This window comes from Rhodococcus rhodochrous (assembly GCF_900187265.1).
Lineage (GTDB): Bacteria > Actinomycetota > Actinomycetes > Mycobacteriales > Mycobacteriaceae > Rhodococcus > Rhodococcus rhodochrous.
Genome location: NZ_LT906450.1, coordinates 3350847 through 3371897 on the forward strand (window position 1 = coordinate 3350847; position 21051 = coordinate 3371897).

The window sequence follows — 21051 nt, forward strand, 5'->3', positions numbered from 1 at the left end:
GTCGTTCGGCGACATCGGTGATCCGGGAGGACCTCGCGTGCAGAACGAACTCCGTCGCTACATCGACCGGCTCCGCACGGAGGGTTATTCGGTGCGCGACGACCACGGTGAGGACCCCGATCTGATCGACATCGAGGGCCGGGCCGTCGACACCTGGCGGGAGAACTATCCGTACGACACCCGGATGGACCGCGCCACCTACGAGGTCGAGAAGTACCTCCTGCAGATCGAACTGCTGAAGTTCCAGTCGTGGGCCAAGGACAACGGGTCCAAGCACATCATCGTGTTCGAAGGTCGCGACGCCGCCGGCAAGGGCGGCACCATCAAGCGGTTCCAGGAGTACATCAACGTCCGGCACGCCCGGACCGTCGCGCTGAACAAGCCGTCCGACCGTGAGCAGGGCCAGTGGTACATGCAGCGCTACATCCAGCACTTCCCCACCGCCGGTGAGCTCGTGCTGTTCGACCGCTCCTGGTACAACCGCGCCGGGGTCGAACGGGTCATGGGTTTCTGCAGCGACGACGAGTACGAACGCTTCATGGAGCACGTCCCGTTGTTCGAGAAGCTCGTCGTGGACGCCGGCATCACGCTGACGAAGTTCTGGTTCTCCGTCACCCGGAGGGAGCAGCGCACGCGCTTCGCCATCCGCCAGCTCGATCCGGTGCGACGCTGGAAGCTGTCGGAGATGGACCTCGAATCGCTCGACAAGTGGGACCAGTACACCAACGCGAAGGAAGAGATGTTCCGGCGCACCGACACCGACTGGGCGCCGTGGACGACCATCAAGTCCAACGACAAGAAGAGGGCGCGGATCAACGCGATGCGGTTCTTCCTCAACCAGTTCGAGTACGAGGACAAGGACCGTCAGATCGTCTTCCCGGCCGACCCGAAGATCGTCCAGCGTGGCAAGGACGCCGTCGGCGACTGACCACCGGGCAGTTGTCCGCGCGTGCCGAGGTGCTCGGGGCTGGCGCGCACCGTGTGATCCGTACCACACTGGACGGTGACGCGAGGAGGCAGCATGGGCACAGCCAATGTCGGTCACGGAATCGTCGTCGGCATCGACGGATCGGACAGCGCACTCGATGCGGCCCGGTGGGCCGCCTGCATCGCCCGACGTCTCGGCGAACCGATCGACCTGGTCCACGTTCATCCCCCCACCTCCGGCGACGGGACCGACCCGTCGGAGGAGGCCGTTCTGACCGCCGCGGAAGCGGCAGTTCGGGGCGCGGTCGACCGGGTCGAGGTCCGGCGGTCCACTCCGTCGGGCAAGCCGGATCGCGTGCTCACCGACCTGTCGCGCGAGGCACGGATGATCGTCCTCGGCCACACGACCACCACGGAGTGGGAGTCGATGATCCGGCGCTCCGACGTCGTGTCGGTGGCCAACCACGCCGAATGCCCGGTGGTGACGTGGCGCAGCCGCGACGGATTCCAGCCGCCCGACGGGCGCCCGGTCGTCGTCGGAGTGGACGGCACCGAGGTCAGCGAGTCCGCCGTCGAGCATGCGTTCGCGACCGCCGCGGCGCTCGAGGCACCGCTCGTCGCGATCCACACCTGGACGGAGCAGTCCACGCTCACCTACGGCGAGGGGTCACGGTTCACAGACTGGACGGCCTACGTCGAGCACCGGAGGGAGGAGATGAAGTCGCATACCTCCGGGCACACCGAACGGTTCCCCGACGTCGAGGTCTCCTATCGGGTCGAGCGGGGCAAGCCCGACATCGTCCTGCTCGAGGAATCCAAGAGTGCCCAGCTCGTGGTGGTCGGCAGCCACGGCCGGAGCCCGCTGGCAGCTGCGGTGGTCGGCTCGAGCAGTCAGGGACTCATCCACCACAGTTGCTGTCCGGTCATGATCTGCCGGGCCCACCACCGATCGGAGACCGAGGCCCACTGAGCCGAGCCGCGTGACCCTCGAGTCCCCCGCTCGGTTACTGCGCGGCGGTACCGAGCGGGGCGGTCTCCGACGCGGCGGGAGCGTGCGCGTAGACGGTGTCGCCCGCGGCGAGGCCCAGGTCGTGGGCTTCGCCGCGGGTGATCTGCGTCGTGAACTGCTCACCGGTCGCGTCGTTGCGCAGTTCGACGCGCACCTCGAAGCCCAGCCGGACCACACGCTCGACGGTCGCCCGCGTGACACCGACCGAGCCGCCGGAGGTGTCGGAGAGCGCCGGTTGCCGGGCGAGCCGGATGTCGTGCGGCCGCACCAGCACGCCGTTGAGCTTGGACACCGTCCCGAGGAACGACATCACGAAGCTGTTCGCCGGGCGATCGTAGAGTTCCTCCGGCGTTCCGACCTGTTCGATGCGTCCGGCATTCATCACCGCGATGCGGTCGGCGACGTCGAGCGCCTCCTCCTGGTCGTGCGTGACGAGCACGGTGGTCACGTGCACCTCGTCGTGCAGGCGGCGCAGCCAGGTCCGCAGGTCGGCGCGGACCTTCGCGTCCAGGGCGCCGAACGGCTCGTCGAGCAGCAGCACCTGCGGGTCGACGGCGAGGGCACGGGCGAGTGCCATGCGCTGACGCTGGCCGCCGGACAACTGCGCCGGATAGCGTCGCTGGAACCCGCCGAGCCCGACGATCTCGAGCAGGTCGTCGACCCGCTTCGCGATCTCGGCCTTGGGTCGTTTGCGGATCTTGAGTCCGAAGGCGACGTTCTCGCGCACCGTCATGTGCTTGAACGCGGCGTAGTGCTGGAACACGAACCCGATGTCGCGTTTCTGCGGGGTGACGCCGGTGACGTCCTTGCAGGCGATGTGGACGGTGCCCGCGTCGAGGGTCTCGAGGCCGGCGATCGAACGCAGCAGCGTCGACTTCCCCGAGCCCGAGGGTCCGAGCAGAGCGGTGAGCGAGCCGGACGGGATGTCGATGTCGACGTCGTCGAGTGCGGCGAAATCTCCGTAGTTCTTGCGCGCCCCGGTGACGGTGATCATTCGGTGCTCCTCTTCCGGTCGAGCAGGGTCATCAGCAGCAGGACGATCACCGCGATGGCCATGAGCAGGGTCGCGGCGCTGTAGGCGCCGAAGGTGTTGTGGTCGTCGATGTACCGGGCGTGCACGAGCAGCGTCAGCGTCTGGGAGACGCCGGGGAAACCGGACGAGACCATGATGACGGCGCCGAACTCGCCGAGAGCTCGCGCGACGGTGAGGACGATGCCGTAGGTCAGGCCCCAGCGGATCGCCGGCAGGGTGATCCGCCAGAAGGTCTGCCAGGTGTTCGCGCCGAGGGTCGCGGCGGCCTGCTCCTGCTCCTCCCCGATCTCGCGCAGCACCGGTTCGACCTCGCGCACGACGAACGGCAGGGTCACGAAAATCGTCGCGAGCACCATGCCCGGCAGCCCGAAGATCACCTTGAAGCCGAGATCCTCGACGGCGCCGAACCACCCGTGGGCGCCCCACAACATGATCAGGGCGACACCCACGACGATCGGCGAGACCGCGAAGGGCAGGTCGACGACGGCCTGCAGCAGTCCCCTGCCCGGGAATCTGCCGCGGACGAGGGCCAGCGCGACGACGATGCCGAAGATCACGTTCACGGGAACGACGATCGCGACGATCAGCAGCGACAGGTTCAGCGCCGAGATCGCCGCCGGGGTGCTGATCGACTCGGCGAACGCCACGACGCCGTTCTCGAAGGTGCGGTAGAGGATCACCCCGATCGGGACGAGCAGCAGCACGAACAGGTACGCGAGCGCGACGAAGCGCAGCGACAGTCGGGCTGCGAGGGACGGTTTCACCGGTCGTCCTCCTCTCGGCGCAGTCCCCGGTTCGCGACCAGGCGCAGGACGAACAGCACGACGAAGGCGATCACCAGCAGCGCGACGGAGACCGCGGCGGCGTTGACCGGCCGGTCGATCTCGATCTGCTGCTGAATGTACTGCGACGCGACCTGGGTCTTGTACGGGATGTTGCCGCCGATGAGCACGATCGAGCCGTACTCACCGATGGCGCGGGCGAATGCCAGGCCGGTGCCGCCGAGGACGGCCGGTGCGAGCACGGGCAGCACGACCGTGCGGAAGATCGTGAAGTTGCCGGCTCCGAGCGAGGCGGCGGCCTCCTCGACCTCACGGTCGGCCTCGATGAGCACCGGCTGCACCGAGCGCACCACGAACGGCAAGGTGACGAACGCGAGCGCCACCACCAGTCCCGGCTCGGTCGCGTTGAGCTGCACACCGATCGGGCTCTGCGGCCCGTACAGCGAGAGCAGCACGATGCTCGCGACGATCGTCGGTAGTGCGAAGGGCAGGTCGATCAGGGCGTTGACGAACTTCTTCCCCGGGAACTCGTCGCGGACGAGAACCCACGCGATCACCGTGCCCATCACCGCGTTGATCGCCGCGACGACCAGCGAGACGACGACGGTGATCCGCAGGGTCGCGAGAGCGGCCGGTGCGGTGATCGCATCGACGAAGGTGCCGAGGCCGTCCGAGACGGAGTGGAAGGCCAGGGCCGCGAGGGGAAGCAGGACGATCAGACTCAACCACAGGGTGGCGATGCCGATACCGAGGGGCCCGACGGCGCCGGTGAACATCCGGCGACGCGGACGGGCGGGGGCCGCGGCGGACGGCCCGCGACGCGAACCCGCCGGGGCGGGAGACGAAGCTCCCGACCCGGCGGTGTGTTCCGAAACGGTCACGCGCGTGCTCTACTTCGTGGCGTTGTCGTAGATCACCGCGATGGTACCGGTGCTGTCGGCGAACAACTCCTCGTTCACGGTCTCCCAGCCGCCGAGATCTGCGACGGTCCACAGCTTCTCCGGCTGCGGGAATTCCTCGGCGAACTCCTCGGCGACGCCCGGGTCGACGGGCCGGAAGCCGGCCTCTGCCCACAGGCGCTGGCCCTCTGCGGTGTACAGGAAGTCGTTGAACGCCTGCGCGACCTCGACGTCCTTCGCATTCTTCAGTACCGCCGCGGGGTTCTCGATCTTGAAGGTGACGGGCGGGGTGACGTGCTCGACGGGGTCGCCGTTGCGCTCGATGAACAGCGCCTCGTTCTCGTAGCTCAGCAGCACGTCGCCGGTGCCCTGCAGGAAGGTCTCGGTGGCCTCGCGACCGGACTTCGGCTGTACCTTCACGTGATCGGTGACCAGTGCGGTGACGTAGTCGATGCCGGCCTGCGGGTCGGCGCCGCCGTTGCTCTTCGCGGCGTACGGCGCGAGCAGGTTCCACTTCGCCGAACCCGAGCTGAACGGGTTGGGGGTGACGACCTCGACGTCCGGACGGAGCAGGTCGTCCCAGTCCTGAATGTTCTTCGGGTTGCCCTCACGGACGACGATGGTGACGACCGATCCGAACGGGATCCCGTTGTAGGCGTCGTCGTTCCAGTTCTCGTCGACGAGACCCGCGTCGACGAGACGAGTGATGTCGGGCTCGACGGAGAAGTTCACGAAGTTGGCCTCGGCGCCGTCGCGCACCTTGCGGGACTGGTCTCCGGAGGCGCCGTAGGACTGCTGGAAGACGACACCCTCGCCCTCCTCGGTCGCCTCGAATGCGGGGATCAGCGAATCGAATCCGACCTTGGGCACGGCATAGGCGTAGAGGTTGATCGTGCCGCCGGATCCGTCGCCGCCGCTCTCGGCTCCAACGGTGTCGCTCGAACCGCCGGCGCAGGCGGTGAGGGAGAGGGCGGTGATCGCGGCGAACGCCGCGACGACGAACCTGGAACGTTTCATGACGAGCCTCCTGAGGGGCTGTTTCGAGGGGGATGAACGCGACCGGCACCGGACGAGGGGCTGCCGGAATCGGACCGGCCGGGATTCGCGAGGATGCGGCACCGACGGACGAGAGGATCCGGAAGATGGGCACCGCGGAGAGAAGAAGGGTTCAGCGACAACAGTCGATGTCGGCGACCGAAGGCATGCCCACAGCGATCAACGCCAACTCGTGGCGGAGGCGGGGCAGAGTGGTCGCGGACACGCGGCAGAGATTAGCAGAGGCCGAGGGTCGACCGAAATCGACGATTCGGACACCGGGCGTCGAGCACCGAACCGGATGCGCGAGCGGCGTGCTCACATGGAGACGAGCCATGCGACGACGACGATGATCAGCAGCGCGATCAGCGCCAGGGTCACGCGCGAACGCGGCATGTCAGCAATCCTCCGTCGTCGTGGCGGGCGAGTCCGTCTCTCCGCGGCCGAGCAGTCCGAAGACACCGGCCATCGCCCGATCGAGCAGCCATGCGACCCCGAAGCAGGCCGGCACCAGCACCGCCAGCACCAGGGCCACCTGGGGGACGAAGGACAGACCCGCGAGCCACAGCTCGAAGCCGTCCCACCACGAAGCCACCCGATCCATTGCCTACACCCTAGTAGGTTCGGCAACCACGCTGCGATCCACCCGGCCCGCAGTGATCATGGAGTGATGGACCAACACCACTCCTCGCCGCTGTCGGGGTCACCCTTCCGACGGAGCGTGTTCCCGCCCATCGACGACTACGCATTCCTCTCGGATTGCGAGAGCACCTGTCTGATCGCGCGCGACGGAACCGTGGAGTGGATGTGCGTGCCGCGACCCGACTCCCCCAGCGTGTTCGGCGCACTGCTGGACCGCAGCGCGGGCCATTTCCGGTTGTCGCCGCACGATCGCACCGTGCCCGCGGCACGGCGGTACCTGCCCGGCGGTCTGGTCCTCGAGACGACCTGGCAGACCGACACGGGCTGGATGATCGTGCGCGACGCCCTGGTCATGGCGCCCTGGTACGACGTCGAGGAGCGCTCCACGACACACCGCCGCACACCGTCCGACTGGGAGGCCGAGCACATGCTGTTGCGGACGGTGCGCTGTGTGAACGGGACGGTGGACCTGTACGTCAGTTGCGAACCCGCCTTCGACTACCACCGGGGCCGCACCGAATGGCGGTACACCGGCAAGGTCTACGAGGAGGCCACCGCGGTGTGCCGGAACGCGGCGGACGAGCATCCGACGCTGCGCATGACCACGGATCTGCGACTCGGCATCGAGGACCGCGAGGCCCGCGCGCGACGTCGGCTCAACAAGGGCGACACGGCCTTCGTCGCATTGTCGTGGGGGGACTGCCCGATGCCGCACACCTTCGACGAGGCGGTCGCCAAGATGGTCTCCACCCAGGACTACTGGCGCGAATGGATCACGACGGGCCGCTTCCCGGATCATCCCTGGCGCACCTATCTGCAGCGCAGCGCGCTCACACTCAAGGGACTGACCTACAGCCCGACCGGGGCGCTGCTCGCGGCGTCGACAACCTCGCTCCCCGAAACACCTGGCGGAGAACGTAACTGGGACTACCGTTACGCGTGGGTACGCGATTCGACCTTCGCACTGTGGGGTCTGTACACCCTCGGATTCGACCGGGAGGCAGACGACTTCTTCTCGTTCATCCTCGACGTCTCGCGCGACGCGGACGGCGTCCGCTATCCGCTCCAGGTGATGTACGGGGTGGGCGGCGAGCGCGAACTGCCGGAGTCGACCCTCGGGCATCTCAGCGGCTACGACGGCGCCACCCCGGTCCGCATCGGCAACGACGCCTATCACCAACAGCAACACGACATCTGGGGCACACTGCTCGACTCGGTCTACCTTCACGTCAAGTCCCGCGGGCACTTCCCCCAGACGTTGTTGCACACCCTGCGCCGGCAGGTCGAGGAGGCATCGGCCAACTGGCGCAAGCCCGATCGGGGCATCTGGGAGGTGCGCGGCGAGCCCCAGCACTTCGTGTCGTCGAAGGTCATGTGCTGGGTGGCGCTCGATCGCGGCTCGAAACTCGCCGAACTGCAGGGTCGTCCCGACTACGCCCGGAAGTGGGCGGCGATGGCCGACGAGATCAAGGCCGACGTCCTCGAACACGGCGTCGACGAACGCGGTGTCTTCACCCAGCGGTACGGCCACCCGTCGCTCGACGCCTCGGCTCTGCTGATCCCCTTGTTGCGCTTCCTGCCCGCGGACGATCCCCGGGTGCGGGCCACGGTGCTGGCGATCGCCGACGAACTCACCGAGGACGGGCTGGTGCTGCGCTATCGGGTGGAGACCACCGACGACGGGCTCGCGGGCAAGGAGGGCTCGTTCACCATCTGCTCGTTCTGGCTGGTCTCGGCGCTCGTCGAGATCGGCGAGGTCGAGCGGGCGGCCGCCTTGTGCCAGCGCCTGCTCGACTACGCGAGCCCCCTGAAGCTCTATGCCGAGGAGATCGACACCGAGACGGGACGCCATCTGGGGAACTACCCGCAGGCGTTCACCCACCTGGCGCTCATCAATGCCGTCGTCCACGTCATCCGCGCCGAGCGGGAGATCGGAGCGGGCAACTTCCGGCCCGCGCATCTCGGGCCGTGAGCCGGTCTCAGGCGTTGGCGACCGCCTCGAGCTGCGGCCGGATCACGTCGAGCGCATAACCGATCGACAGCGACGAGGGCGTGTTGAACGCGACGACCGTCGGGAAGTCGACGATGGCGAGACCGCCTCCGGTGACGGCGGGCAGCCGGTCGAATCCGGGCAGGGCCATCAGGTCCTGCTCGGTTCCGCCGCGCGGCAGGATGATCAGCAGATCGGCGACCAGGGCGTCGACGCGTTCGGGACCGAGCACGACCCGCCCCTGGGAGGCTCCGCCCTCCGCGACCAGCGCGGGCGGCAGCGTCATGCCCAGCTGCGTGAACAGCGCAGCGGCACCGTCGTCCGGATCGGCGACCACGACGACCTGCTGCTCGTTGGTGACGTACTGCGACAGCGCAGCGGTCCGGCCCTCCAGTCCCGGCAGAGCAGCCTCCTCGATCTCGGCGTTACGGTCGGCGATGATCCGCTCGGCGTCGTCGGTGCGGCCGAGGACCTCACCGAGCACGCGCACCTGTTCGTCCCAGCGGTCCACGCCGGTGTCGCCGAGAGGCCCGATCGTCGGCGCGACCGCGGAGATCGTGTCGTAGTCGTTCTGCGAAGCGATCTGCCAGGCGCCGAGGATCAGGTCGGGTTCGAGAGCGGCGACCTCCTCGACAGGCACCGACGTCTCCGCTGTCGGACTCAGCGCCATCGCATCCGGGGAGACGTCGGTCTGCCAGGGGTAGAGGCCGCGATCGTCGCCGTACGAGCCGGCGCTGTAGTACGCGATGGGCTGCACCCCGAGTTCGACGAGGGCGTCGAGCCATTGGCTGGAGGTCGCGACGATCCGCTCGGGTGTGCCCTCGATCGTCGTCGTGCCGTAGGAGTGCTCGACGGTGACGGTCTCGCCGCCGGCAGTCGCGGTGTCATCGGTGTCCGACGAACACGCCACGAGGGTCGGGGCGACGAACAGTACGAGCGCTACCGCGGAGAGAACGACTCGGCGCATGGGCGACCTCCATTTCAGGTGAGGCTCACCTTAACCCGAGTGGGACGTCCGTGTGCCGGTGCAGTGCTCAGCGGAAGCGGGACAGCAGGGTCTCCGCCTGTTCGGCGATACCCCGGATCACCTCGCCCGCGGGTCGCTCGGACCGCACCAGACCGGCGGCCTCCCCCGCGTAGACCACCCCGATGTCGGGATCGTCACCGGTGTACGCCGCGGCGAGGGTGTCCTCGTCGGCGCCCCGGCCGTGCCACTCCTCGGTGAACGCATTGCGCAGGGCGCGTCCGCCCCAGCGCGCCGGCCACGGCTGGTGCCGGGCCTTGTCGAAGACGTCGGTGTAGACGGTGTCGGCGCTGCCGGCCTCCACGAGCCGGCCACGGGCGTAATCGGGGCCGACGGTCTCCGGGCTGGCGAGCAGAGCCGTCCCGACCAGGGCGCCCTGTCCACCGGCTGCGAGCACCGCCGCCAGACCGCGGCCCGTGGCGATGCCGCCTGCGGCGAGCACGGGCAGCGACGTCGACTCGAGTACCTCCTGCAGCAGCGGGAGGGTGCCGATCCGGCCCGTGTGCCCACCGGCCTCGTGTCCCTGCGCGATCACCGCGTCGACACCCGCGGCCTCGACCACCCGCAGGTCGTCGATCGTGTTGATCTGCGAGAGGACGACAGCCCCGGCATCGTGGGCACGCTCGACGTAGGGTGCGGGATCGCCGAACGAGAGCGTGACCACCTGCGGGCGGTGCTCGAGCACCGCGGTGAGGAGGCTGTCGTCGTCGGCGAGCGCCCAGGTCATCAGACCGAATCCCACGGCCCCACCACCGATCTCGCGGGCGGTGCGGACCTCACCCTCGATCCACTCGGCGGTGTTGTACCGGGCGGCACCGATCAGGCCGAGGCCGCCGGCCCGCGTCACCTCGCCGGCGAGCCGCCCACCGGCCCGGCCACCCATGGGCGCACCCAGCAGAGGAACGGAGATTCCGAGTTCACGGGTGAGCCAGGTGTCGAGCACGCGAATCCTTCCGGTGGGCGTCGCAGCAGGAGCGACTACTTCTTCGGCTTGTCGGACGAGGCCTCGGACGACAACGCGGCGACGAACGCCTCCTGCGGCACGTCGACGCGGCCGATCGTCTTCATCCGCTTCTTGCCTTCCTTCTGCTTCTCGAGCAGCTTGCGCTTACGGCTGATGTCGCCGCCGTAGCACTTGGCGAGAACGTCCTTGCGGATCGCCCGGATGTTCTCGCGGGCGATGATCTTCGAGCCGATCGCAGCCTGGACGGGCACCTCGAACTGCTGCCGCGGGATGAGTTCCTTGAGCTTGGTCGTCATCTTGTTGCCGTAGGCGGCCGCGGCGTCCTTGTGGACGATCGCGCTGAACGCGTCGACGGCCTCGCCCTGCAACAGGATGTCGACCTTGACCAGCGCGGCCTCCTGCTCGCCGGCCTCCTCGTAGTCCATCGAGGCGTAGCCGCGGGTGCGCGACTTCAGCGAGTCGAAGAAGTCGAAGATGATCTCGGCCATCGGCAACGTGTACCGCAGCTCGACGCGGGTCTCGGACAGGTAGTCCATGCCGCCGAGCTCACCGCGCCGCGACTGGCACAGCTCCATGATCGAGCCGATGAACTCGCTCGGCGCGATGATGGTGCACTTGACGATCGGTTCGTAGATCTCGCGGGCCTTGCCCTCGGGCCAGTCGGACGGGTTCGTCACGACGACTTCCTGACCACCTTCGAGCACGACGCGGTAGACGACGTTGGGGGCGGTGGAGATCAGGTCGAGGCCGAACTCGCGCTCGAGGCGCTCGCGGGTGATCTCCATGTGGAGCAGACCGAGGAAGCCGCAGCGGAAGCCGAATCCGAGGGCGACGGACGTCTCGGGCTCGTAGGTGAGCGCAGCGTCGTTGAGCTGGAGTTTGTCGAGCGCGTCGCGCAGCACCGGGTAGTCGGAACCGTCGACCGGATACAGGCCGGAGTAGACCATCGGGCGCGGTTCGCGGTAGCCGGTGAGCGGCTCCTCCGCACCGTTGCGGGCGGTGGTGACGGTGTCGCCGACCTTCGACTGGCGCACGTCCTTCACGCCGGTGATGAGATAGCCCACCTCGCCGACGCCGAGACCGGCGGTGGCCTTGGGTTCGGGCGAGACGATGCCGACCTCGAGCAGTTCGTGGGTCGTGCCCGTCGACATCATCTTGATCTTCTCGCGGGGCACGATCTTGCCGTCGACCACACGCACATACGTCACGACACCGCGGTAGGTGTCGTAGACGGAGTCGAAGATCATGGCGCGGGCAGGCGCGTCGGCGTCACCGACCGGCGGCGGCACCTGGCGGATCACGGCGTCGATGAGTTCGGGGACGCCCTCGCCGGTCTTGCCGGAGACCCGGAGCACGTCGGACGGCTCGCAGCCGATGATGTTCGCGATCTCACCGGCATAGCGGTCAGGGTCGGCCGCGGGCAGGTCGATCTTGTTGAGGACCGGGATGATCGTCAGGTCCTTGTCGAGCGCGAGGTAGAGATTGGCGAGGGTCTGCGCCTCGATGCCCTGCGCGGCGTCGACGAGCAGGACCGCGCCCTCGCATGCCTCGAGCGCGCGGGAGACCTCGTAGGTGAAGTCGACGTGGCCCGGGGTGTCGATCAGGTGCATCACGTAGTCTTCGCCGTCGAGCTTCCACGGCAGACGTACGTTCTGCGCCTTGATCGTGATGCCGCGCTCGCGCTCGATGTCCATGCGGTCGAGGTACTGGGCGCGCATCTGCCGCTCCTCGACCACCCCGGTGAGCTGCAGCATCCGGTCCGCGAGCGTCGACTTTCCGTGGTCGATGTGCGCGATGATGCAGAAGTTCCGGATCTTTGCGGGGTCCGTGAACGTGGTGTCGGCGAAGGTGCTGATGTCGTGCTCCTGACTCGGACTGGCAGCGGCCTGCAGACCGCGGTCACCCTGCAGAATATCCAAGTCGGGCGGCGGCCGGGACTTCGCCCGGGTCAGGTCCGGTTAAGCTCGGTTCCCGTGGCCGGTACATGGAAGAAATTGGGCAGGCAGCTGGGGCGTCTCGCCGTCGAGCAGGGGCCGAAGATCTACCAGCAGTTGCAGCAGTCCGGGGCGCTCGACAAGGCGCGCGCCGCGCTGAACGCGGCCGGCCAGGCCGGCGCAGCGAGCGGAACTTCGGGGAGCGGTACCACCGCGGCACCGAAGCCCGGCGCGGACCGGACCGCGGCACCGAAGCCCGGTGCTGCGAAGACCCGGTCCGGCACGAAGCGCCCGGCCCCCGGTCGCCCGGTGGCGTCGCGCACCACGCCGACGGCGCAGCGTGCCCGCCGCCTCGAGTACTCCCCCGATCTCGACGGTCGCGCCGATCCGGGCGAGATCGTGTGGACCTGGGTGGCCTACGAAGAAGATCCGACGCAGGGCAAGGACCGCCCGGTGCTCGTCGTGGGCCGCGACGACTCGACGCTGCTCGGACTGATGCTGTCGTCGAACGCCGACCGCGACGGTCACCGTTACTGGCTCGGAATCGGCTCCGGACGGTGGGACGCGGAGAACCGCCCGAGCTGGGTGCGCCTCGATCGCGTGCTCGACGTCCCCGAGGACGGCATCCGCCGCGAGGGCGCGATCCTTCCCCGCGCACGCTTCGATCAGGTCGCGGCCCGGCTCCGCACCGATTTCGGCTGGAGCTGAACCGGGCCGCGTCCCGCCCGCGGGACCTCAGGAGGCCCGGAGCCCGTACCGCCGTCCGAAGAGGAAGGTGTAGACGAGGGCTCCGAGTGCGCCGCCGATGAGCGGGAACACGATGAACGCCCACAGCTGCCCGAGCGCACCGTCCTGGTAGAAGGCAACGGCGAGGCTGCGTGCGGGGTTGACCGACGTGTTGTCGATCGGGATCGAGATCAAATGGATCACCGCGAGGGTGAAGCCGATGGCGATGCCGGCGATCGGTGCGTCGGCGACCTGATCGGTCGCACCGAGCACCACGAACACGAGCACGGCCGTGAGCAGGACCTCGACGACGATCATCGCGCCGATGCCGTAGCCGTTCTCGAGCACACCGCCGAGCGGGCCGTGCACGGCCGAGGGGCTGTGTGCGCCCCAGCCGTTCGCGCCGAGCCCGTCGGCGGCACGGTCGTAGCTCGGCAGCGACGACGCCACCGCGTAGAGCGTCAGACCGGCGATCAGACCGCCGACGACCTGCGCGATCCAGTAACCCACGGCGCGCACCGGCGTCACATGACCGACGATGAGCTGCCCGAGCGTCACCGCCGGATTCACGTGACACCCGGAGATCGGGCCGATGGTGTACACGAGGAACAGCAAGGTCAGGCCGAACGCCAATGCGACGCCGAGCTGGCCGACATAGGTTCCGGCGAACACCGCGGTACCCACCGCGGAGAACACCAGGAGGAAGGTTCCGATCGCCTCCGCCACGTACTTCCGCAGATCGGAGAACTCACCGGGGTCTCTGATTTCCAGGGATGTCTGGCGTGCGAGATCTTCGTCGATTCGGGACTCGGGATCGCGTGGGGGTTCCATGGGTCACCTCGATGTTCGCGGTCCCGCATGCAGGCGGAACCTGGTGGTAGAACACTTCGAGTCGATGCACCGCAGCCGCGAACTCGTCGTTCGCGCTGTGAGGGAGATTACGCAAGCGCCGTGACCTCGACAACAACATCGTGCGCCGTGGCGTGTCCGCCCATGTAGATGCCCTCCCGCGGCGGCACGCAACAACAACAGTCAGGTGCGCGTAGTCCTGGCCGAAACGATCAGGCCGGTGAGAAGGGTGATTCGACCGCCGGTTTGGGCTTTGTGATCCGTTCTTGGTAGCCTTGTCCATCGGTGCTCAGATGCACCCAGAGCTTTCCTACCAGCTACCAGCAAGACGACAGGATTTACGCGTGGCCAACATCAAGTCCCAGGTGAAGCGGATTCGCACCAACGAGCGCAACCGACTCCGGAATCAGTCGGTGAAGTCGTCGCTTCGTACGGCGATCCGTTCGTTCCGCGAGGCTGCGGCCGCCGGCGACAAGGACAAGGTCAACGAGCTCCTCGTCGCCACCAGCCGTCAGCTCGACAAGGCTGCCAGCAAGGGTGTCATCCACCCCAACCAGGCCGCCAACAAGAAGTCTGCTCTCGCGAAGCTTGCCAACAAGCTCTGAGTTCATCGCTCCGAGGTAGTAGACGCAGGCTCTGCTTCACGAAGGCCGTCCCCCGCCGGGGACGGCCTTCGTGGCATTGAACGGCAGACATGACGCCGCCCCTGAAGCGGGATCGGGGCGCGGACGGCTCAGGCCGCCAGTTCGGAGATGACCCGCACGGCGTGCTCGAGAGCGTAGTCCGGATCGGCGGCCGCTCCCTTGACGTCGGCGTTGAGCGCAGCGACCACCGTGAGCGCGGTGCCGATCGACGCCGGCGCCCATGTGCGCGCCTGTGCCTGGGCCTTCTTCACCTTCCACGGCGGCATACCGAGCGACGACGCGAGGGAGAACGGGTCGCCGCGACCGGCGGAGCCGACCCGGGCGATGGTGTGCACGGCGTCGGCGAGGGCATCAGCGAGCAGCACGTGGGCGACACCGCGGTGCATCGCCCACCGCAGCGCTTCGAGCGCACCGGCCGTGTCGCCGGCCACGGCCTTCTCGGCCACGTCGAATCCCGACACCTCGGCCTTGCCCGAGTAGTAGCGCCGCACGGCCGCAGCGTCGATCTTGCCGCCGGTGTCGGCCACGAGCTGGCTGCACGCAGCGGCGAGTTCGCGCAGGTCGGATCCCACCGCTTCGATGACGAGCTGTTCGACGTCGCCCGAGACCCGTACGTCCGCGGCCTGGAACTCCTTGTGGACGAACGTGCGCACCCACGCGGCCTTCTCCCCCGCCTTCGCGGGAGCAGCGCACATGTGTTCCTCGGCGCCGCACTTGCGCAGCGCGGGCACCATCGCCTTGGTCCGACCGCCGCCGCTGTGGAGGATCACCAGTGTCACGCCCGGCGGCGGATCGGCTGCGACGTCGAGGATCAGCGCCGCGGCGTCCTTTCCGGCGTCGGCCGTGGATTCGAGGATCACGATGCGTTCTTCCGCGAACAGCGACGGGCTCAGCAGCTCGGCGAGTTCGGGCACACCCGCGTCGCCGGCGCGGAGCCGGGAGACGGGGAGGTCGCCGGGAGTTCCGCTGCGCGTGCGGACATCGGACACGATCTGCGCGACGGCACGGTCGACGAGCAGTTCTTCCTCACCGAGGACCAGATGCAGGGACGCGTCGCTCACGGTTCGATCGTGCCACGCACGTCCGACACCACCGCGAGCGCCCCGGAACCGGCACGGACCACTGCGACGTCGCCGTGCAGGTCGGTGCGCAGCACCCGCGCCCCGATTCCGGTCAGGGTGGAGACGATCTCGGGATGGGGATGCCCGAACAGGTTGTCGCGCCCGGCGCTGACGAGGGCGACGCTCGGCCGCACGGCGGTGAGGAACCGGGCGGGTGTGGTGCGCGAGCCGTGATGCGGCACCTTCAGCACGTCCGCACGCACGTCGGTGCCCGACCGCACGAGTGCGTCGAGCGCGGTCTCCTCCGCGTCGCCCGGCAGCAGGACCCGACCGACGACGGTGTCGACCGCCAGGACGAGCGAGTCGTCGTTCTCGGAACCGCCCGTCCGTCGCCCCGCCGGGCCCAGCACCCGGAGGTCGAGATCGCCCGCACGCAGGGTCGCACCGGCACCCACTTCCCGCACCACGACACCGATCCCGGTCGCCGCGTCGAGCACACCCGCCGCGTCGTCACCGGCAGCGCCCGGCCCGACCACGACCGTCTCGACCGAGCGCCCGGTGAGGACACCGCGGATTCCACCCGCGTGGTCGGCGTGCAGGTGCGACACGACGAGCAGTGCGACACGGCGAATCCTCAACCGGCGCAGGCACCGATCGACGGGTTCCGGTTCGGGTCCGGTGTCGACGACGACCGCGCGCCCGTCCCCCGTCGCCAGCACCAGCGCATCGCCCTGACCGACATCGCATGCGACGAGTACCCACCCGGCCCCGGGCCAGCCCGGTCGCAGCATCCGCACCGGCAGCCACACCGCCGCGACCGCCAGCGCGATCACGAGTGCCGTGATCCGCACCCGCCGGTGACGAGCCACCGACCACACGACGGCGACCAGCACGGCCGCGACGAGAGCCCCCACCGGCCCGTCCGGCACCTCGAGCTCGGCCGACGGCAACGATGCCGCCCGGTCGGCCACCGTGATCAGCCACCACAGGAACGGCCCGGTGCCGCGCGCGAGCACCTCCCCGACCCACGGGACGACGGAGGCGCCCACCGCGACCAGCGAACCGAGGACCGTCAGCGGCGCCAGTACCGGGGTGACGAGGACATTGGCCGCGACCGACACGACACTCACCGTCCCGCTCACCGCCGCGACGAGAGGTGCGGTCGCCACGAACGCGACCAGCGACATCGCCGTGACCTCCGCGACGGGACGCGGCCACCTGCGATCCACGAGCCGGGTCACGACGGGTGGCGCGGCGACGATCAGTGCCGCCGTCGCGGACACCGACAGCGCGAACCCGACGTCGACGGCGAGGTCGGGCAGGAGCACGAGCAGTACGCCCACCGCGGTGCACAGGGCGGGAAGTGCCTGTCGCTCACGACCCGTCACGAATGCCAGCAACCCGATCGATCCCATCGCCGCCGCGCGCACCACACTCGCCGACGGACGGACCACGACGACGAAGGCGACGAGAGCGGTTCCGGCGAGGACGGTCCCGGAACGCGGTCCGAGTCCTACCGCACGCACGAGGAGCAGTACCGCTCCGAGGACGATGCTGACGTTGGCTCCGGACACGGCCGTCAGGTGCGTCAGTCCGGCCACGCGGAAGTCCTCCCGCACCTCGTCGGTCAGCGCCGTGGTGTCGCCCACCACGAGACCGGGCAGCAGGCCGGCCCGATCGGCGGGAAGCACCGCGGAACCCACCTGCGCGAGCCGGTCGCGTACCGTGCCGGCCCATCGCTGCCACACCGGTGGCGGGCCGACCGTCGTCGGCGCCGTCTCCGCGCGGAGCAACGCCACCGTGGTGCCCGGCCCGGTGTGCGGCGCCGCCCGCACACGTGCGGTGACGGACTGCCCGGGCAGGAGATCTCCCCACGAGTCGGCCGGTGCGAACACCACCACCGATCCCCCGGTCTCCACGGATCGCCCACCGACCGTCACGTGCTCGAGCCGTGCCGGGATGCGTACCCGGGGTGTGTCGTCGAATGCCGCGGCCCGGATGTGCCGCGGGTCGTCGGTGGGGACTAGGACGACGCCGGCCCACGCTCCCCTTTCCGCTGCGGAGGCGAGCGGGTGCTGGTCGGCGGCCCACATCCGCAGACCGGCGGCCGGTCCGAATCCCGCGACGACGGCCAGTGCGGCGAGGAGGATCCGCGCACCTCCGCGAGGGATGCGACCGGCCGCGACGAGACGGACCGTCACGGCGCATCCGACGACGGCCGCGACCGCCACGGCGGTCACGATCCGCCATCCCGTGTACAACCCGAGAAGTGTCACCGCCCACGCGGCCAGCGCGCACGGCACCAACCGGGCATCGAGAACCGTTGCGGTGTCGGATCCGTCGTTCCGGACGGTCACACCGTCACCAGTTCACGCAGCCTGGCCAGGCGCGCCGGTCCGATCCCGTCGACCTCACCGAGTTGTTCGACGTCCGTGAACGGTCCGTTGGTGTCACGCCACGAGACGATCGCCGCGGCCGTCACAGGGCCGACTCCCGGCAGCGCGTCGAGCGCGGTCTCGTCGGCGGTGTTGAGATCCACCAACCCGCCTGCCTCCGGTGGAGTATCACCCGGGGCCTGCGCCCCGACGATTCCACTGGCCTGCGGAACAGGTTGGGGCGGGGCGATTCCCACGACGATCTGGTCACCGTCGGCGACCCGCCGCGCCAGATTCAGGCCGATGAGGTCGGCACCGTCGACGGCACCGCCGGCAGCGTCGAGCGCGTCGGCCACACGGGATCCTGCCGGTAGGCGCACGAGCCCGGGCCGTGTCACCGCGCCCACGACGCTGACGACGAACTCGGCGGAATCCGGCTGTGCCGTGTCCGTCTCCTTCGTGGCGGACGGCTCGGAGGTGTCCACGACTTCGACCCTTGGCAGCGGCGGTACCGGTTCGGGGACCGGCCGGTCGCGCCACACGACGACGAGAGCCACTGTGGCGGCGAGCACTCCGATCGCGGCGAGAGCAGCGGTTCCCCGTCGTCCCGTGTCCCATCGCGCGGCGGTCAGCCGATCGACGAATCGTTCCCGGCCGGAACCGCTGTGGACGGGTTCGTCGTCGTCCGGATCCGCCCAGGGGTGCTCGTCGGTCGACGTGTCGTCGGTCCAGGGCGGTTCCGCGGGCATCGCCGAGGAACGTGTGATCGCGCCGAGGCGGGTGCGCGCGAGATCGCGGTGGTCACTGCTCGCCATGCCGCGACGCTAACCGCGTCCGCGAACGCCGGATTCGGTGTCGGTGCCGATCCGGCCGGGGTTGTGGATGACTAGCACCCTTGTGGATGAATGCCCGGATCGGGCCTCCACCGGCATGATCCGGGCCGGGAGGTAATGTAGGGGGTCAGTCCTCGGAGACACCGGTCGCCGCGGACGCGACGACCACACCGACCGCGCCCGGTCCGACGTGCGCGCCGAGAACCGCGTCGAGTTCGGACACGACGATCTCGGTGCCCTCCGGAAGGCGCTGCGCGAGCTGATCGGCGAGGCTGCGCGCCCGTTCGGGTGCCCCGCGGTGGTGCACCGCGACGAGCGGTTCGTCGCCGACATCGGTTGCGGCTCCGTCGACGAGTTTGGCCATCGCCTTGGTCATCGTGCGGGTCTTCTCCCGCAGGACGAGCTTGCCGTCGGAGATGTGCAGCACGGGCTTCATCGCGAGCGCTGTACCCAACAGCGCTGTGGCCGTGCCGATCCGGCCACCGCGACGGAGGTGGTCGAGCCGGTCGACGACGAGCAGGGTCCGGGCGGACGCCGCGACCTCCACGGCCCGCTCGTACACCCGGGCCAGGTCTTCTCCGGCCCGTGCGGCGCGCACCGCTTCGAGGACGGCGAAACCCGAACCCATGGCGGTGTTCCGCGAATCGACGAGCCGGATCCGGTCGCCCAGCGATTCGGCGGCGTGCCGGGCTGCGTCCCACGTCCCGGACAGCACCCGCGAGAGGTGCACGGCCACGACGCCGTCTCCCCCACTGTCCTCGAGGGCCTCGGTGTAGGCGTCGGTCAGTTCTGCGGGAGACGGACCGGAGGTCGTCACGGTCGACAGATCCTCCGGCAACTCGTCGACGCCCTCGCGGAGGTCGCGTCCGCCCGCGATGATGTGCAGTGGCACAACACGGATGTCGTACCGACGGATCAGTTCGGGGTCGATACAACTCGACGAATCTGTGACGACGACGACGGACACGACGCCTACCGTAGGCCCTCCACCGGGACTTCCGCATCCCGATGCACGATCCGGACCGCGTCGCCGACAGCGGCGGCGACACGGCGGTGTCCTTCCCAACCCCAGTGGATCCCGTCGGGATTGGCGTCGTCGGAGAAGACGTTCTCCCGCACCGCTTCGGCGAGATCGACGAGGGGAACCGACTTCTCGGCCGCCCAGCGGGTGATCGCGCGTGCCGCGGGGAGCCGGCCGGCATGCACCGACCGGTACTGCTCGCTGCGGTGCACCGACGGCAGGGTGCCGATGACGGGCAGATCGGGGCGCATGTATGCCAATGCGTCCCTGATCGTTTCGAGGTACTCGACGCTGACCCGAGGTGGGAGCGCCACCGGTCGACCGAGCGGTGACAGTCGCGGCTGCAACCACCCGTAGGCGTTACGCGCCGCGCGACGCAGGGCCGGCGGGCGGATGTAGCGCAGGCCCTCCCGCAGTGCGGTGGGCAGCGGGGACGGGAGGGTGTCCATCCCGCCCACGGCCAGGACGACGGCTCCGGCGTGCGGGATCGCGGCCCACACCCGCGGGTCCTGGGTCATGGCCCACCACGCGTCGCGTGTGGTCCACCCGATCCGGGCGACGAGTTCGACGTCCCATCCGAGTTCGGCCGCGACCAGGTTGGGCCAGATCCGCGGATGGTCGGCGGGCAGGCCGCCCTTCGGGCCGTAGTAGCTCAGCGAGTCGCCGATCACCAGCAGGACCGGGCGCCGCGGGGCGGCGTCGGTCCCGATCGGCGTGGGTTCAGAGGACGTCATCGGGCGCCACCGTGGCCGACGCGTTCCAGACGTCGAGGCGCCAGGACGGCACCTCGCCGTATCCGCTGAGCTGCACCCAGCCGGTGTTCCCGAGACCGCCGAGGACGGGCCACCGATCGACGGGCAGGTCGAGCAGGGCCGCGGTGAGCGCGGCGATCAGACCCCCGTGTGCGACCAGCACGATGGGCCGATCGCTCCAGTTCTCGTACTTGTCGAGCAGTTCGCCGACGACGGCCATGCTGCGCCGCGCGACGTCGATCCGGTTCTCGCCTCCCGGCGGTGCCCAGGTCGCGTCGGCGCGCCACGCGCTGCGCGCGCCCGGGGCCACGGCGTCGACCTCGGTGTGGGTCAGGCCCTGCCATTCGCCGAGATGCGTCTCGCGCAGCCGCGTGTCGATCGCGACCGGCAGCCCGATGCGATCACCGAGCGCGGTCGCCGTGTCGTAGGCGCGGCGCAGATCGGACGAGACGACGGCGAGCGGATCGAACCGGGCGATCGCGTCGGCGACGGCGAGCGCCTGCTGCCGACCGAGCTCGGAGAGGTCGGTGTCGAGCTGGCCCTGCATCCGC

At 69.3% G+C, this 21051-nt stretch carries 21 protein-coding genes; 5 read left to right on the plus strand and 16 right to left on the minus strand.

Annotated features, from left to right (window positions below; translation table 11 throughout):
- The first annotated feature begins 37 nt into the window (after positions 1 to 37).
- The gene (gene ppk2 / locus CKW34_RS15390; RefSeq protein ID WP_059380821.1) at positions 38 to 928 is read left to right on the plus strand and encodes a polyphosphate kinase 2; all 891 of its coding nucleotides are present in this window, start codon (positions 38 to 40) and stop codon (positions 926 to 928) included.
- A 93-nt stretch (positions 929 to 1021) separates the two neighbouring features.
- Positions 1022 to 1897, plus strand: a complete 876-nt coding sequence (locus CKW34_RS15395) for a universal stress protein (protein WP_059380820.1) — start codon at positions 1022 to 1024, stop codon at positions 1895 to 1897.
- A 34-nt stretch (positions 1898 to 1931) separates the two neighbouring features.
- Here CKW34_RS15395 and CKW34_RS15400 read toward each other — a convergent pair whose 3' ends face one another.
- The 6 genes from CKW34_RS15400 to CKW34_RS15420 all read right to left on the minus strand — a co-directional run bounded on the left by CKW34_RS15400 (position 1932) and on the right by CKW34_RS15420 (position 6289).
- Positions 1932 to 2930, minus strand: a complete 999-nt coding sequence (locus CKW34_RS15400) for a sulfate/molybdate ABC transporter ATP-binding protein (RefSeq protein ID WP_059380819.1) — start codon at positions 2928 to 2930, stop codon at positions 1932 to 1934.
- Positions 2927 to 3733 carry a sulfate ABC transporter permease subunit CysW gene (gene cysW, locus CKW34_RS15405; protein WP_059380818.1) on the minus strand — a complete coding sequence of 269 codons (807 nt, stop codon included), beginning with the start codon at positions 3731 to 3733 and terminating at the stop codon, positions 2927 to 2929. The genes CKW34_RS15400 and cysW overlap by 4 nt, the downstream gene beginning before the upstream one ends.
- The gene (gene cysT / locus CKW34_RS15410; protein WP_016694104.1) at positions 3730 to 4527 is read right to left on the minus strand and encodes a sulfate ABC transporter permease subunit CysT; all 798 of its coding nucleotides are present in this window, start codon (positions 4525 to 4527) and stop codon (positions 3730 to 3732) included. Before cysT ends, cysW begins: the two co-directional genes overlap by 4 nt.
- A gap of 114 nt (positions 4528 to 4641) precedes the next feature.
- Entirely contained in the window at positions 4642 to 5667 is a 1026-nt protein-coding gene (locus tag CKW34_RS15415; protein WP_059380817.1) for a sulfate ABC transporter substrate-binding protein, read from the minus strand.
- Positions 5668 to 5818: 151 nt separating this feature from the next.
- Positions 5819 to 5911 (minus strand): Ms4533A family Cys-rich leader peptide, encoded by a 93-nt coding sequence (locus tag CKW34_RS24865; RefSeq protein WP_309568822.1) that lies wholly within the window; start codon positions 5909 to 5911, stop codon positions 5819 to 5821.
- Positions 5912 to 6082: 171 nt separating this feature from the next.
- Positions 6083 to 6289 carry a hypothetical protein gene (locus CKW34_RS15420; RefSeq protein ID WP_016694101.1) on the minus strand — a complete coding sequence of 69 codons (207 nt, stop codon included), beginning with the start codon at positions 6287 to 6289 and terminating at the stop codon, positions 6083 to 6085.
- 66 nt (positions 6290 to 6355) lie between these two features.
- On the opposite strand from CKW34_RS15420, the gene CKW34_RS15425 reads away from it, so the two are divergent.
- Complete coding sequence (locus CKW34_RS15425) at positions 6356 to 8299, plus strand: glycoside hydrolase family 15 protein (protein WP_059380816.1); 1944 nt, start codon at positions 6356 to 6358, stop codon at positions 8297 to 8299.
- 7 nt (positions 8300 to 8306) lie between these two features.
- Here the strand turns inward: CKW34_RS15425 and CKW34_RS15430 are convergent, their stop codons facing one another.
- The 3 genes from CKW34_RS15430 to lepA form a co-directional block, all read right to left on the minus strand.
- Positions 8307 to 9284 (minus strand): ABC transporter substrate-binding protein, encoded by a 978-nt coding sequence (locus tag CKW34_RS15430; RefSeq protein ID WP_059380815.1) that lies wholly within the window; start codon positions 9282 to 9284, stop codon positions 8307 to 8309.
- Positions 9285 to 9351: 67 nt separating this feature from the next.
- Positions 9352 to 10284: an NAD(P)H-dependent flavin oxidoreductase gene (locus CKW34_RS15435; RefSeq protein ID WP_059380814.1), complete on the minus strand. Its 933-nt coding sequence runs from the start codon at positions 10282 to 10284 to the stop codon at positions 9352 to 9354.
- Positions 10285 to 10319: 35 nt separating this feature from the next.
- The gene (gene lepA / locus CKW34_RS15440) at positions 10320 to 12215 is read right to left on the minus strand and encodes a translation elongation factor 4 (protein WP_237451241.1); all 1896 of its coding nucleotides are present in this window, start codon (positions 12213 to 12215) and stop codon (positions 10320 to 10322) included.
- A 63-nt stretch (positions 12216 to 12278) separates the two neighbouring features.
- On the opposite strand from lepA, the gene CKW34_RS15445 reads away from it, so the two are divergent.
- Entirely contained in the window at positions 12279 to 12947 is a 669-nt protein-coding gene (locus CKW34_RS15445; RefSeq protein WP_059380812.1) for a type II toxin-antitoxin system PemK/MazF family toxin, read from the plus strand.
- A gap of 27 nt (positions 12948 to 12974) precedes the next feature.
- Here the strand turns inward: CKW34_RS15445 and CKW34_RS15450 are convergent, their stop codons facing one another.
- A complete protein-coding gene (locus CKW34_RS15450; protein WP_059380811.1) occupies positions 12975 to 13796 on the minus strand; it encodes an aquaporin in 822 nt (273 codons plus the stop codon).
- A 362-nt stretch (positions 13797 to 14158) separates the two neighbouring features.
- On the opposite strand from CKW34_RS15450, the gene rpsT reads away from it, so the two are divergent.
- A complete protein-coding gene (rpsT, locus tag CKW34_RS15455; protein ID WP_006554505.1) occupies positions 14159 to 14419 on the plus strand; it encodes a 30S ribosomal protein S20 in 261 nt (86 codons plus the stop codon).
- A 128-nt stretch (positions 14420 to 14547) separates the two neighbouring features.
- Here rpsT and holA read toward each other — a convergent pair whose 3' ends face one another.
- The 6 genes from holA to CKW34_RS15485 all read right to left on the minus strand — a co-directional run bounded on the left by holA (position 14548) and on the right by CKW34_RS15485 (position 21047).
- Positions 14548 to 15519 (minus strand): DNA polymerase III subunit delta, encoded by a 972-nt coding sequence (gene holA / locus CKW34_RS15460; protein ID WP_059380810.1) that lies wholly within the window; start codon positions 15517 to 15519, stop codon positions 14548 to 14550.
- Positions 15516 to 17876 carry a DNA internalization-related competence protein ComEC/Rec2 gene (locus CKW34_RS15465; RefSeq protein ID WP_059380809.1) on the minus strand — a complete coding sequence of 787 codons (2361 nt, stop codon included), beginning with the start codon at positions 17874 to 17876 and terminating at the stop codon, positions 15516 to 15518. Before CKW34_RS15465 ends, holA begins: the two co-directional genes overlap by 4 nt.
- Positions 17873 to 18709, minus strand: a complete 837-nt coding sequence (locus CKW34_RS15470) for a ComEA family DNA-binding protein (RefSeq protein WP_059380808.1) — start codon at positions 18707 to 18709, stop codon at positions 17873 to 17875. Before CKW34_RS15470 ends, CKW34_RS15465 begins: the two co-directional genes overlap by 4 nt.
- 145 nt (positions 18710 to 18854) lie before the next feature.
- Positions 18855 to 19694: a DegV family protein gene (locus tag CKW34_RS15475; protein WP_059380807.1), complete on the minus strand. Its 840-nt coding sequence runs from the start codon at positions 19692 to 19694 to the stop codon at positions 18855 to 18857.
- A gap of 5 nt (positions 19695 to 19699) precedes the next feature.
- A complete protein-coding gene (octT, locus tag CKW34_RS15480; RefSeq protein WP_059380806.1) occupies positions 19700 to 20482 on the minus strand; it encodes a diglucosylglycerate octanoyltransferase in 783 nt (260 codons plus the stop codon).
- On the minus strand, positions 20469 to 21047 hold the full coding sequence (locus CKW34_RS15485) for a histidine phosphatase family protein (RefSeq protein WP_229579462.1): 579 nt from the start codon (positions 21045 to 21047) through the stop codon (positions 20469 to 20471). The genes octT and CKW34_RS15485 overlap by 14 nt, the downstream gene beginning before the upstream one ends.
- Positions 21048 to 21051 lie beyond the last annotated feature (4 nt).